14 protein-coding genes are annotated in these 13,989 nt (G+C 45.2%); 11 read left to right on the forward strand and 3 right to left on the reverse strand.

The annotated features are described in order from the left end of the window. Positions 1–120 precede the first annotated feature (120 nt). From DES40_RS07145 to DES40_RS07170, 6 genes are read left to right on the forward strand one after another with little or no spacing between them, the layout of a single operon-like run. The gene (locus DES40_RS07145) at positions 121–765 is read left to right on the forward strand and encodes a hypothetical protein (RefSeq protein ID WP_121100019.1); all 645 of its coding nucleotides are present in this window, start codon (positions 121–123) and stop codon (positions 763–765) included. Further along, positions 762–2,045: a hypothetical protein gene (locus tag DES40_RS07150; protein ID WP_121100021.1), complete on the forward strand. Its 1,284-nt coding sequence runs from the start codon at positions 762–764 to the stop codon at positions 2,043–2,045. Before DES40_RS07145 ends, DES40_RS07150 begins: the two co-directional genes overlap by 4 nt. Further along, entirely contained in the window at positions 2,042–3,007 is a 966-nt protein-coding gene (locus tag DES40_RS07155) for an AAA family ATPase (protein ID WP_121100023.1), read from the forward strand. Before DES40_RS07150 ends, DES40_RS07155 begins: the two co-directional genes overlap by 4 nt. A gap of 44 nt (positions 3,008–3,051) precedes the next feature. Continuing rightward, positions 3,052–4,416 carry a DUF58 domain-containing protein gene (locus tag DES40_RS07160; RefSeq protein ID WP_121100025.1) on the forward strand — a complete coding sequence of 455 codons (1,365 nt, stop codon included), beginning with the start codon at positions 3,052–3,054 and terminating at the stop codon, positions 4,414–4,416. After that, the gene (locus DES40_RS07165) at positions 4,416–5,492 is read left to right on the forward strand and encodes a stage II sporulation protein M (RefSeq protein WP_121100027.1); all 1,077 of its coding nucleotides are present in this window, start codon (positions 4,416–4,418) and stop codon (positions 5,490–5,492) included. The genes DES40_RS07160 and DES40_RS07165 overlap by 1 nt, the downstream gene beginning before the upstream one ends. After that, a complete protein-coding gene (locus tag DES40_RS07170) occupies positions 5,492–6,373 on the forward strand; it encodes an RDD family protein (RefSeq protein WP_121100029.1) in 882 nt (293 codons plus the stop codon). Before DES40_RS07165 ends, DES40_RS07170 begins: the two co-directional genes overlap by 1 nt. Here DES40_RS07170 and DES40_RS07175 read toward each other — a convergent pair. Next, on the reverse strand, positions 6,370–7,215 hold the full coding sequence (locus DES40_RS07175) for a WecB/TagA/CpsF family glycosyltransferase (protein ID WP_121100031.1): 846 nt from the start codon (positions 7,213–7,215) through the stop codon (positions 6,370–6,372). The genes DES40_RS07170 and DES40_RS07175 overlap by 4 nt on opposite strands. 112 nt (positions 7,216–7,327) lie before the next feature. Between DES40_RS07175 and DES40_RS07180 the strand changes: the two genes are divergently transcribed. Beyond that, positions 7,328–9,196: an ABCB family ABC transporter ATP-binding protein/permease gene (locus DES40_RS07180; RefSeq protein ID WP_121100033.1), complete on the forward strand. Its 1,869-nt coding sequence runs from the start codon at positions 7,328–7,330 to the stop codon at positions 9,194–9,196. Between the two features lie 18 nt (positions 9,197–9,214). Here the strand turns inward: DES40_RS07180 and DES40_RS07185 are convergent, their stop codons facing one another. Beyond that, positions 9,215–10,021 carry an outer membrane protein gene (locus tag DES40_RS07185; protein ID WP_121100035.1) on the reverse strand — a complete coding sequence of 269 codons (807 nt, stop codon included), beginning with the start codon at positions 10,019–10,021 and terminating at the stop codon, positions 9,215–9,217. A gap of 266 nt (positions 10,022–10,287) precedes the next feature. Between DES40_RS07185 and DES40_RS07190 the strand changes: the two genes are divergently transcribed. From DES40_RS07190 to DES40_RS07205, 4 genes are read left to right on the forward strand one after another with little or no spacing between them, the layout of a single operon-like run. Further along, positions 10,288–11,166, forward strand: coding sequence for an SDR family oxidoreductase (locus DES40_RS07190; protein WP_121100037.1), 879 nt, complete (start codon positions 10,288–10,290; stop codon positions 11,164–11,166). 5 nt (positions 11,167–11,171) lie between these two features. Beyond that, positions 11,172–11,594 carry a DUF1330 domain-containing protein gene (locus DES40_RS07195; RefSeq protein ID WP_121100039.1) on the forward strand — a complete coding sequence of 141 codons (423 nt, stop codon included), beginning with the start codon at positions 11,172–11,174 and terminating at the stop codon, positions 11,592–11,594. Next, a complete protein-coding gene (locus tag DES40_RS07200) occupies positions 11,595–12,680 on the forward strand; it encodes a DUF2855 family protein (protein ID WP_121100041.1) in 1,086 nt (361 codons plus the stop codon). Between the two features lie 22 nt (positions 12,681–12,702). Continuing rightward, positions 12,703–13,527: an enoyl-CoA hydratase-related protein gene (locus tag DES40_RS07205; protein ID WP_170144916.1), complete on the forward strand. Its 825-nt coding sequence runs from the start codon at positions 12,703–12,705 to the stop codon at positions 13,525–13,527. Between the two features lie 20 nt (positions 13,528–13,547). Here DES40_RS07205 and DES40_RS07210 read toward each other — a convergent pair whose 3' ends face one another. Next, positions 13,548–13,907: a hypothetical protein gene (locus DES40_RS07210; protein WP_121100042.1), complete on the reverse strand. Its 360-nt coding sequence runs from the start codon at positions 13,905–13,907 to the stop codon at positions 13,548–13,550. Positions 13,908–13,989: the final 82 nt, after the last annotated feature.

A 13,989-nucleotide genomic window follows, 5' to 3' on the forward strand; every position in this document is an offset into this window, starting at 1 on the left:
AGAGTCCTTATAAGTTTAACAGCTTTGACCTGTTTTTTTGGCTTTTCCGCGCTTAGCACCGCCCAAACGTCTCCCGCTGAGTCTGCACATCCCTTGGAAATAACGGAAACCATTATTGCCATGGATGATTTCGACAAAGCATTTCGTCGCCTTAAATCCCAAGATCACTTGCAATTTGATTTGCCCGAAACGCCCCCGCCGCCAAAAGTCGATTGGTTAGATAAAATCATAGAACCGATTCTAGCCTTTCTGAAAGCTATATCCCCATTATTAGAATTATTGTTTTGGGGCTTTGTAATTGGCGGCGTGGGATTGCTTTTATATGTCTTTACAAAAGCCGTTCTCGACATGCAGAGAAGTTATAAGCAGAAACAAAACAAAGAGCGGGCGCAAGACTCGCTCTATCGGCCCTCAACACAACAAGCTCTGATTTTGTTAAAAGCCGTTGATAGTTTGGCCGAACAAGGCCGATATGCAGAAGCTGTGCATCAATTACTCTTTCGATCCATTCAAGATATCGGCACCCAAAAACCCAATATGATTAGGCGCTCCTATACATCTCGGGAAATATCTGGTTTGTCCTCTCTTGCACCAGAGACACGACAAGCTTTCTCGCTAATCGCTTCAGAGGTGGAGCGTTCGCATTTTGGCGGACAAATGTTAGACAAGCAGGCTTTTGAGCGCTGCCGTAAAGCCTATGCGCAATTCGCTATGCCCACGCGTCACGAAGACCCAATTCAAACACGCGCGGCCCTTACCGCATGACACATACAAACACATTAAATCAGGTGGAAAAAGGCGTTTCTAAAACCTCCCAACACCTTATGGGAACGGGTCTCATCATCGGTATTGTTCTGATTGGTATGTTCTCATTTACGGCATTAATTGCCCTGTCAGGTTACGCTGATGATTTACGCAATAAAGATAACGGACAGGCTCATGCCCTATCCAGCTCTGCTATCGGATTTGCTGGTCTAAAAATATTATTAGAAAACCTTGATGTTGAAATCCGTACAGACTCAGAAAAACCATTATACGGGGAAATAGATACGCTGAGAATATATACTTTAGATTCAGCTTATCAAACGGATGGATTAGACACGTTAGACCCCAATGACCCCAAACTCATAGTCTTGCCAAAATGGAGTGTCATGCCGATGCCTAAAGTTCAAGGCTGGGTCCAAAAACTACCTTATAGAGATTTACAAGCAGCCAGACCGCTCGCTTCAAATCTTGAGACGCTAACGGGGGAGCTTACTATCAACCGTATTGGTAAAACCGGCGGGGATTTAACCCAAGAACATGTTTTTTCTTTCGTAAATAATGGCACGCCCTATCAAGGCTATCATTCTCGTCTTCAGACTTTCAATAGTGAAACTCTTATTCCCATCATAACGGTCGAAAAAGATGACATTCTTCTGGCCAAAGTTCCAGACAGTCAGACTTACATCCTGTCTGACCCTGATTTTTTAAATACGGCTGGATTGGATAAACGGTCAAAAGCTAGGTTTTCCGTAAGTATGCTTAATTACATCATGAGCGAGACCAAGACATCCTCAATTCGTTTAGATTTGTCCCTTCACGGCATTAGCAGTAAGCGAAATATGATAAAGCTCTTTACGCAACCTCCATTTTTATCCGTGACGATAATTATTATGGCTTTAATTGCGCTTTTAGGGTGGCAAGCTTTCATACGTTTTGGGGACCCTAAAAAAGGGTCTGACATTGATTTTGGCGCGGATCGCTCAATAGGGCCTCAATCATTAGCCTCAACAACGGCTGAATTTCTCGCTATTGCAAGGCGCGAACCTCTCCTTATGCCTGATTATGCAGCGCTTATTCGAAAACAAGCCCAATACGCGCTTCAAGGACAAAGCCGCCTATCCGTTAGCTCCGATTCACTTCTGGACAGCCGAGAAAGAGGTCGGAACATTACCCCTACATTTGAGACTTTAAAGACAGAGGCAAATGCCGTTACACAAAGACATGAAATGACACGTGTAGCTACCGCCCTTCAGAAATGGAAAAAGGAAATTACGGAATGAGCGAGTTAGACTTAGCCCCCGTCGAAACATTAGCGCAGGCTCTGCGCACCGAAATCAATAAAGCCATTATCGGCCAGCAAGACACAATTGAGTTGATGTTAGTGGCACTCTTATCAGGCGGTCACATTTTATTAGAAGGTGTTCCCGGCACCGCCAAAACCTTTTTAGCTCAGGCGTTTTCTTATGCTCTCAAGCTCGACTTTGGACGCATTCAATTTACACCAGACCTTTTGCCCGGTGACTTACTCGGAACAAACCTTTTTAATTTCCAGACATCAAAATTTTCATTGATAAAGGGCCCTATATTCTGTGACCTGCTTCTTGCCGATGAAATTAACCGGACCCCTCCTAAAACGCAGGCCGCCTTGCTTGAAGCCATGCAAGAAAGACAAGTGACGATTGATGGGAAAGCCTACCCTCTGGCCAAAACATTCATGGTTATCGCCACGCAAAACCCGATTGAGCAGCAAGGTACATATCCTTTGCCAGAAGCCCAACTTGATCGGTTCTTGTTCAAGCATGTCCTTGATTACCCGAGCCGTGATGAAGAATTAGAGATTATTGCACGCCACGGAACCAGTTCAGGGTCAGCTGATTTAAAGACTCTCGGCCTAAAACCCATCGCGACACCTGCAAAGATAAAGGCCGCTCTTGACGTCATTCCTAATGTCCGACTGACAGATGACGTCACACATTACATCGTCGATTTAGTAAGAGGCACGCGAAATGATCCGTTATTTGAAACAGGCGCTTCACCGCGCGCAGCAGCCATGATTGCTATAGCCTCTCGTGCCAAAGCCGCCTTAGCTGGACGCGATTATGTCATACCAGATGATGTTAAAGCCATTGCTTTGCCGGCGCTTCGCCACCGTGCCATATTATCGCCTACAGCAGAGATTGAAGGCCGCAATGCGGACTCCGTTATTTCAGCTGTAATTGAACAAACCAATGCGCCAAGATAGTCTCTCGTCTTTTGTCCCGCGCAGCACCTTCATATAGTGAAAACATGGAAGTGGAGCGGTTAGAACCGCCTAAATTTTCCTTATATCCAACACAAAAAGCCGTTTGGTTATTGGCTTTGGGTATTCCAGTCGCCCTATTTTTTGCGGTGGTTATACCTGCTCTCTGGGCAATAGGAGCCGCATGGGCCGTTGCGATAATTGGATTGCTCTTGCTTGATATGCTCTTGGCATTGCCCGCAAAATCCATGACGCCCCGTTTAACCACTTCCCCTAGGCTATATATTGGGACAGATGAACGCGTTACTTTTGACTTTAAGAACTTACAAAACACGCCGCCAAAAACAGCTGAGTTTAGACTAACTACCAATAATCGGGTTTCCTGCGCCCCAGATATCGCCTTGTTTCGCGCGGATGAAAATCATCAGGCCATTGTGCAATTTGATATTACGACGCGCCGCCGCGGGCACGCGCACCTTCACTGTCTTTGGTCGCGTTGGCAAGGGCCATTGGGGTTCATCTGGCAACAAAGACAAGACCCTTTGAATAAAATAATTGCCATTGTTCCTAACACAGAAGTAGTTAGAAACACGGCCCTTCAGTTTTTTTCTAAAGACGCTATTTTTGGTCAAAAAATTCAAAATCTGCGCGGAGAAGGCACTGAATTTGATGCTCTGTCCGAATTCCTTCCTGGTATGGATAAACGCGCCATCGATTGGAAACATTCTGCCCGTCATAACACCTTGCTGGCCAGAGAGTATAAAACCGAACGCAATCATAACATCGTTTTCGCCCTCGATAGTGGATATCTGATGTGCGAGGAATTAATAGACCAAGCCTCTGTGAAACTCACAAAATTAGATAGAGCTATATCAGCGGCTCTCATTATGGGTTATGTCAGTTTGAAAATGGGTGATAGGGTCGGCTTATACAGCTTTGATAAGGCCCCACACCTTTACTCTTCCCCTGTCTCTGGAACATCCCAGTTTGCGAGTTTACAAAATCAAACGGCACAAATTGATTATTCCAATGAAGAAACGAATTATACATTTGGACTATCTTACTTGGCACAGAAACTGAGACGAAGAAGCCTGATTGTTGTATTCACGGACTTTATTGACACCACGCAATCCGAGCTCATGCTCGAAACTATTACGCGATTAATTAAACGCCATGTCATCATATTTGTTGCGTTTAAAAACCAACCTCTTGAGGATCTCGCAAATTTACACCCCAAAGAACCCGATGATATAAGTCGGTCCGTTATTGCCCAAACTCTCTTATCTGAACGAGACATCGTCTTAGCTAAATTAAAACGTATGGGTGTAGATGTCATTGATGCTAATCCTGACACACTCAATATAGATATTGTAAATCGGTATTTAGAGTTGAAAGGGAAAGGCATCATCTAATGACTACACACGACCCTCTATCTCTTGGTAATGCGCCCCTTTCTGGACAAGAAAACAATCCTATCGGCATAGAGAGCTACGCGCTAAAATCCGAAAGATTTCGCGAAAAACGTCAGGCCGACTGGACGGCTCTTGAAACTCTTCTCAATAAATTGGAATCTAAAGGCGCTCGCGCTCTAAGCAAAGATGACTTGATTAACCTCCCCCGTCTTTATCGCAGTACGCTTTCTTCTCTTTCTGTTGCACGGGCCACATCTCTTGATCAAAATGTCACCGCCTATTTGGAAAACCTCTGCACTCGAGCTTATTATAAGCTGTACGGAACACAAATGGGCTTAGGAAAACGTATAATAAGCTTTATTTCTAAAGACTGGCCAGAAGCGGCACAAAGGCTTTGGAAAGATACCGCCCTGTCTGCATTTTTAATTTTCGTGTCCACACTTGCTGCTTTCTATATGGTTCAAGCAGACTCCGATTGGTTTTATGCCTTTGTGGATGCTGGCCTCGCCGGTGATCGTACACCGGCGGCTTCTACTGAAGCTCTCCGAGCAACGATATATGACAAGCCTGAAAACGCGGATGGTTTAGGCATTTTTGCAAGCTATCTCTTTTCAAATAATTCCCGCGTAGCCATATTTGCTTTCGCTTTGGGCTTTGCTTTCGGTATCCCAACCATTCTATTCATGCTCAGTACGGGTTTTATGGTCGGTGGATTTTTGGGGTTATTTGCTTCGCGGGATCTTGGCTTTGAAATAGGCGGCTGGTTAATCATTCACGGCTCTACAGAGATTTTTGCCATTATATTAGCGGGCGGAGCAGGATTGCATATTGGCCGCGCCATTGCCTTTCCCGGCATATTATCCCGCTTGCAATCGGCCTCACTGGCTGGTCGCACCTCAGCTTTGCTGATGGTAGGCGTTGTCATCATGCTGTTTTTTGCTGGCTTACTTGAAGGCTTTGCGCGGCAACTTATTACCAGTGACATATTACGTTATGTCATTGGTATCTCATTGCTGTTTTTCTGGCTCGCCTATTTATATATTCCGCGGGCTGAAGATAAGAGCAGGGTTAAATAATGAGCTCTGCTCCGCCCTACACCACCCCCATCCCGCCATCTGATCGGCGCACGCTCATCACGCCAGAAGGTGTAGATTTGCAAATCCAATTGGCGGATGTGGGAGCGCGCATTGGCGCCGTCACGATTGATTTATTAATCATAAGCATCACCCTCATACTAAGTCTCTTCGTTTTTATATGGGGCGGATTTGCGGTGAATGGTGAACTCGCCATTAGCTTATTTATCCTCTTCGCGCTTTTTCTTCGAAGCTTTTATTTTCTTATTTTTGAAATGGGCCCCAAAGCTGCCACGCCAGGCAAACGTCTCATGAAAATTCGCGTTGCGGCAAGAAATACAGCCATGGGGCGCGCCCAACTCTCCGCAAATGCCGTTTTTGCCCGCAACGCTTTACGAGAAATCGAATTATTCCTACCGCTTAGTTTTTTAATTCTAAAGTCCAATGATGTTGACGGCATGATTGCCCTATTGGGGTTAATATGGAGCGGGATATTTCTGTTATTCCCTCTGTTTAATAAAGATCGCTTGCGGGCCGGCGACATGATTGCGGGAACATGGGTCGTTCGCGCGCCCAAACCCATATTGGGACGCGACCTCGCAAAGCAATCCCAAGAATCACTCGAGTCTTTCACCTTCACCCCGGCCCAAGTTGAGGCCTATGGTATTCATGAATTACATGTTTTGGAAACCGTCCTCAGAACACAAAAAATCAAAACCATGAATGATGTCGCGGAACGTATCCGTCAAAAAATTGGATGGACTCAGATGGCAGGTGAAACTGACACGGCGTTTCTCAATGCCTATTATAGAGCCTTAAGAGAAAGACTCGAAGCAAGACTCTTGATGGGGGTTAAGCGCAAAGATAAATTTGATACACGCTAATGCGTTTTTTTGCGCTTGTTTAAGAGGGACCATTTCATCCATAGCCAAAATATTTTTGGCCCTTCAACAAGATAGCGCTTCCATAAACGGCGCGGCTCACTCGCCAGTCTAAATAACCATTCCATACGAATAGATTGCATCCATTTCGGTGCACGTTTTGTCCGCCCGCCCAAAAAGTCTAATGAAGCCCCAACGCAGAGACCAAGCCCCACACAATCGCCTCTTTCTAGGCACGCTTTCGCAACCATCTCTTGTTGGGGTGAACCCACACAGATGAAAGTGTACCGCGCAGGGTTATCTGCCACGAACTTCGCCGCCGCCTCTATCGCCTCAGGTTTACGGCGCATACCCATTGGCGGTTGATGTAGATTGACCTTGCTTAATCCATAGATGGTCTTGACCTTTTCAACAATTTCTTCATCCGCGCCAATGACGTTGATGGTATCCTCTGCTGATATGACATTATCAAAGAGTTGTTGCGTTAAATCCGACCCCGGAACAGCCTTAAGCGGGATACCCGAAAATGCAGCGAGTAGTTCTAGAATACGTGAATCACATACGGATAACCATGAGGCTTCGTATAACGGTTTAAATATGTCGGGCTCTTTTGCCATACGAACAAGGTGATCGACATTTGGTGTCACGATAAATCGAAACCCATGGTTTTCAGTCATCCATTTGGCGCGCGCGAGTGTTTGCATGGGCGTAAGGGGGTCAAACGTCGCCCCTATAAACTCATATGAGCGTTGATTAACACGCCAATCGACATAGTTATCCCGGTCAGATTTACGTCTATCTTCACCTCTTACGACAGGCGGAATTACATGTTTTAAAGCGCTCATCACTCTTACCTGTTACATTCATCAACAGGCCCTTCCCAATTTCCATCCCTTTTAGCAAAAGAGCGTTAGCATTGGGTTTACAAGCAGTATGTCACCCCCCACATGATGAACTATGCCGCAAATATCTACACCACCCTCAAGCTCCAAGAGCTATGATCAACGCATAGAAGCGATGAAAGAGCAAACTATTGGGGAGCAGCTACGCGGCCTGATACGTTTAAAACCTTATCTCTGGCCTGACGATAATTTGGAATTCAAGCTTCGATCTGTTTTTGCCATATTATTAACAATAGCGGCCAAATTCGTGCTAGTCGGCGCCCCTTTTATCTTTGGTTGGGCGGTCGACGCTGTAAATAATGCCAGACAAAGCGGTGAGTTATGGCAAGATGTCTCAATAGGCGTTTTGGGCTTCATTTTGGGTTATGGGGCTTTGCGGCTATTCTCTGTTATCATGTCGGAAGGCCGGGAGTATATCTTTGCGCCCGTCGCCCAATTTGCCCAACGCAGTGTCGCTACGGCAACCTTTCGCCATATGCATACGCTTTCTTTGCGCTTTCATCTTGATAAACGGACGGGCGGACTGACGCGAATTATCGAACGCGGTGTGCGTTCAATCGACTTCCTATTTCGGTTTTTACTTTTCAATATTGGCCCCACATTATTAGAGCTAATGATTGCAGCCACGGCTTTTTGGTTTGCCTTTAATGGTTGGTTTGCGCTTGTCGCTATCACTGTTGTTATTGGCTATATTTACTTTACCGTTGCGACAACGGAATGGCGCCTGAAGTTCAGACGAGAGATGAATAAACGCGATACTGAAGCGGCCGGTAAAGCGGTGGACAGTCTCTTAAATTATGAAACTGTAAAATATTTCTCCGCCGAAGAGTTTGAAATCAATCGCTATGATACGGCTATGGCAGGGTATCAACGGGCGAGTATTCGTTCACGAACCTCTTTGGCTACAGTGAATATAGGGCAATCCTTTATCATGAATGCGGGACTTATCGCGATTATGGCCCTCGCTGGATATAATATTATCGGCGGGAATATGAGCATTGGCGATATGACAGCCGTTGTAATGGTTATGACACAGCTCTACCGCCCCTTAAATATTTTGGGTTTTGCATATCGCGAAATCAAACAATCACTGACAGACTTAGAAAAAATGTTCGTCTTGCTGGATATAAAACCCGAAGTGAATGACCGTGAGAGCGCTAAGACTGTTGAAAACATTCAAGGTCGCGTCGCTTTTGAAAATGTTTCATTTCGATATGATTCAGACCGCCCTATTCTCTCTAACATTAATTTTGAAATACCAACGGGAAAAACTTTAGCCGTAGTTGGCCCAACAGGCGCGGGAAAATCCACACTATCGCGTATCCTTTTCCGTTTTTATGATATCGACAAAGGCAGCGTCAAAGTCGATGGCATTGATATACGAAATCTGTCCCAAAAGAGCCTTCGCAAGGCGATAGGTATCGTGCCGCAAGATACCGTATTATTTAATGACTCGATTTTATATAATATCAAATATGCAAGGCCCGAAGCATCCGTGGATGATATTTACCGAGCCGCAAAAGACGCCCAAATTCATGATTTTATATTATCCCTCCCCAAAGGCTATGAGACCATTGTCGGGGAACGCGGTTTGAAATTATCGGGTGGTGAAAAACAACGCGTGGCTATTGCCAGAGCCTTACTGAAAGACCCGTCCATTTTAATATTGGATGAAGCCACCTCTGCTCTGGATAGTGCGACTGAACGTGGTATCCAAGACGCCCTAGATCGCGCCTCTGCGGGCAGAACAACCTTGGTAATCGCCCATCGACTTTCAACCATCATTAAAGCAGATAATATTATCGTTATAGAGAATGGCGAAATCGCCGAACAAGGCACTCATCAGGCCTTGTTAAATCAAGGCGGGCTTTATGCGCAGTTGTGGAAACAGCAGAAGAAAATGCCTGCTGCTTCCGAAACTTAGATTGGGGCTTAGCCTCGCTTAGAAGCGGCGATTATAAGCCAGAGCGAGGGAATCCGCGCCATCATATGTGATGCCATTTATGACTTCGTCATATTCATAACGTGTATAGTCCAAGCGCAATGAATCTCTTTCATTCAAAGCATATTCTGCACCGCCGCCATATGCGAAACCGTCAACTGTGTCTGAATCAAGTGTTGCCGCAGCTGCACCAACTTGCGCAACGGAATCTATATTTGTGAAGTGGTAACCACCACGTGCATGGGCAGAGATTTTAGGCGTTATTGGTAAACGCGCTACGGCAAATGCACCCAAAGAATAATCAGGTCCGCCGCTTACCTCTGAGGTACCTTGTGTGAAATCCTGATCCTTAAAGGCAAGTGTGCCTTCTACTTCTGCGCCTAATAGCCCAGATGACTGATAACCTGCACGGCCCACGAGACCGAAACCACCATCATTCACATCATACGCGATGACACCCAAATCACCATATTTATAGGCACTACGTTTCGCTTTGTGCATACCGCGGAAGCCATCATTATAATAATATTGATTTGGTTGCGTTTGATGAACGCTCTGTGTTGGCTGAGTATGGTAAGCGACACTTGGTGATTGCGGGGCCGCATATTGAGTGGTGCTTTGATATGTCGTGGCCGGCGCTTCATAAGTCGGTTGCGAATAGTTCGTCTCTGCTACGGAATATGAATGCCCAGAAGAACATGATGAATCACACCCTCCATAATATGCATCACTATAACCGTCTCCACCGGTTAAAAATGAACAGGCTGATAAAGCCAATACAGGTACTGATAATAATAAATGACGCATAATTGCCCCAACTCCCAATTAATTACTGATGGCGGCCTACTACGCGAAAATACTTAAAAATGCCTGAGAACGCTGTTAACCTAGCACTAAGCATAACTATTAGCATTCTCCCCTTAAGCTATATTTTGGCTCAAAATCACAGGGGTTAGCCAATAAGCGAAAAACCACAGTCTATATGCAATTTTGACGCCCACACATAGACCTACGTCGCTTGAGCCCCTGTCTTTCTTCCGATAGTTTCGGTTAACAAAAGAAAAGGGCGAACAATGTCTCTCAAGGGAAAAACAATTTTCATGTCCGGCGGTTCACGCGGAATTGGGTTGGAAATCGCAAAAAAATGCGCCGCTGATGGTGCCAGTATTGCAATTGCGGCCAAAACAGCTGAACCTCATCCAAAGCTATCGGGCACGATCTATACGGCGGCACAAGACATTGAAGAGGCGGGCGGACAAGCGCTCCCATTAATCTGTGATATCCGAGAGGAAGATACTGTTGCGCAGGCGGTCGAGGCCACCGTAGAAAAATTTGGCGGCATTGATATTTGCATCAATAATGCCTCCGCTATCTCTTTAACGCCGACACTAAACACCCCAATGAAGCGTTATGACCTAATGAACCAAGTCAATGCGCGCGGTACTTTTCTGGTTTCACAAAAATGTCTCCCCCACCTTAAAAAGGCTTCTAACCCACATATTCTAAATATTGCGCCGCCCCTTGATATGAATGCCAAATGGTTCAAAAATCATGTCGCTTATACAATGGCAAAATATGGTATGAGCCTTTGCACTCTAGGCATGAGTGAAGAGTTCAGAGCGGATGGCATCGCCGTAAATTCACTTTGGCCGATGACCTCTATTGACACTGCCGCTGTAAGGAATGTCTTGGGCGGGGATAGCATGGCGAAAATGAGCCGTGTTCCGCAAATAATGGCCGATGCAGCCTATTGCGTCTTTAGCAAGACATCTTCTGAACTGACGGGTCAATTTATCATAGATGAATTTATTTTGGCCGAAAATGGTGTCGAAGATTTTAGCGTCTATAATCAGCCTGGATATGAAGGCCCCCTCGCCGCGGATTTCTTTGTGCCCTCTGAGATGTTGGAACGATCGAAATCCAATGTCATGCAACACCCAGGATATATGTAAGCGGAATGACCATGAAATCTCTCAATGCCATCGACCCAACACCGGAGCAAATTAAAGCTTTTCTTGGTGAAAGTTCTCCAGACAAACCTGTTTACATGCTCAACCTTTTAAAGTTCAAAGAACACGCGACCTATAAAGACGGTGAAGCTGTATCGGGCGAAACAGCCTATGGGCGTTATGCTGATGCATTTAGCAAAATGCTGAAAGACCTTAATATTGAAGGCACAGAAACGGTGTTTAGCGGGAAAGCCAAACATAGCCTGATTGGTAGTGGGGACTGGGACGCCGTGGCGATTGTGAGGTATCCGAACGCTCAAACAATGTTCAACACGGTAAGCTCTGAATCTTACCGAAAGATTCATTATCACAGAAAAGCAGGTCTTGAAGGCCAGCTATTAATCAGTTGCGAAACAAGTGGATTATTTTAGATGACCGAAACTTTATTGGTAAATACCTCCGATTTTGCGGATGTGACCCTCGTTAACAAAGACGATGAAATACTGAGTGAAGGTTTCATCCGCTGTAAGGTTGGCCCATGGGCTCTGACCGCAAATAACGTCACCTATATGGTTACAGGTCATACAATAGGGTATTGGCACTATTTTGATCCCAATGCTTACGGCATTTCCACGCAAACACAGGGGCGTATGCCTGTCTGGGGTTATGCCGAAGTGATCGAGAGCCGATGCGATGACGTTGAGGTTGGAAAGGTAATTTATGGATTCCTTCCCATTACGCAAACATTTGACATGAAACCAACAAAGCTATCTCGGTCTGGATTTGAAGATGGGAATGATCACCGTGTTCCACTTCACAGCCTCTATAACCGCTATACATTTATTGAATCTGACCCATCCTTTGGGCTTCATAAAGACCTACAACCTGTTTTACGTCCGCTTTTCACAACCAGTTTTTTAATTGATGATTTCTTAGATTCTGAAAATTATTTTGGTGCAGAACAAGTTTTAATTTTATCCGCTTCGTCTAAAACAGCCCTCGGGACGGCATATTGTGCGAAGGCCCTCGGTGCCGTAAAAGTCACCGCCTTAACATCGGAGAATAATAAAGCGTTTACCCAAGGCACTGGGTTTTACGACCTTGTTGAAACCTATGACAGCGTGACTGATTTAAATCCAGATGTGAAAACTGTTATCGTCGATATGTCTGGCAACACTCAGCTATTATCCACATTGATTGAGCATTTTGAAGAAAACTTAACTTATGTTTGCCGCGTAGGGCTCTCTCATTGGGACGCAGAAGGTTCCCCGCTGCCGCAAACCGAAACGCCTATTCAGTTTTTCTTTGCGCCAGACCAGGCTAAGAAACGAATTGCTGAATGGGGCGGTGCGGCTTTTGCTCAGAAAATGGGCGAGCGCTGGGTTCCGTTCCTTTCAAGTGCGAGTGAGTGGTTAACTGTTGAGAAAGCAGAGGGAGCCTCCGCTATTCTAAAAACCTATAAAGACGTCCTTAATGGTAACGCCATGCCCGATAAGGGCTTCCTCTTTACTTTGTAAAAGGCCTGAGAAAGAAAACATTATGTCGTATACATGCTTTGACGTTTCGATAGAAAATAAAATAGCGCATATTGTCATGAACCGCCCCGAAAAGCGGAACTCTATGATTGCTGAATTTTGGACGGAACTTCCCGAAATCATCCGCGATATTGACGATAATTCAAAAGCCAGAGTCATTGTGCTATCGTCAACGGGCCCAGTGTTTTCTGCGGGTATAGACTTGGGTATGTTTTCAGCCAATAATGGGATTGGTGGAGATAAAAACATCCCAACTTATGGCGCCGCCTTTCAGCAGCAAGTCCTGCGCTTACAAGATAGTTTTAATGCAATCGAAGACTGCCGAATTCCTGTCCTCGCCGCTATACAAGGCGGCTGTTATGGCGGGGGGGTTGACCTGATTACGGCCTGCGATATGCGCTATGGCACGGAAGATAGTTTCATTACGATTTATGAAATTATTGTTGGCATGACAGCAGATGTTGGCACTTTCCCACGTATTCTTAATCACCTCCCAGAAGGGCTAGTCCGTGAGCTCGCCTATACTGGCCGAAAAATGCACGCCAATGAAGCGCATGATAAAGGCCTATTTAATGAGGTGTATGAAGACCATGAAACCATGCTTAAATCTGTTATGGAAATTGCCAAAGACATAGCTGAAAAGCCGCCACTTGCCGTTTATGGATGCAAACGCGCCATAACTTATGGCCGTGACCATAGCACGAAAGACGCCTTAGAAAATATTGCAATTTGGAATATGTCCATGCTTATCCCGTCAGAAATGATGGAGGCTATGCAGGCCAAAGGGCAAAAACGCCCCGGTAATTTCTCTGATTTACCGAAGCGCTAATCTAGATATTGTTTCAGCGATTAAGCGGGGACTTTAGTATTGAAACCAATCTTACTGTATTGCTGGAGTGCGAACATCAGGCTGAAGTGAAGAACACCTAAAACAATGGACATGAAACCAATCTTCACACTCAGAAACTCCAGCACTTCAGCCCAATTCATCGGCACGCCATCAAATATTTGCATCGTATAAGCAATAAACCCAATATTGATGAGGTAAAATCCGACGAGTAACATTTGATTTATGGCATCTGCCAAAACAGGTTTATCTCCATAATTTTCTAACAAGAAAATACGTCCATTGACATTTAACTTACGCCCCACCCAAATCGTCAAAGTTAAGCTGAGACTGATATAAGCCATATAGGTGTAAACTAGCATGATGTTCTTCCTTGTGTTTTCTATTGAAGTCGATAGTTAGCTAATAAGCTAAATACCTAAAGCACTATTTAGACAGTTAGTC

Source organism: Litorimonas taeanensis (assembly GCF_003634015.1).
GTDB lineage: Bacteria > Pseudomonadota > Alphaproteobacteria > Caulobacterales > Maricaulaceae > Litorimonas > Litorimonas taeanensis.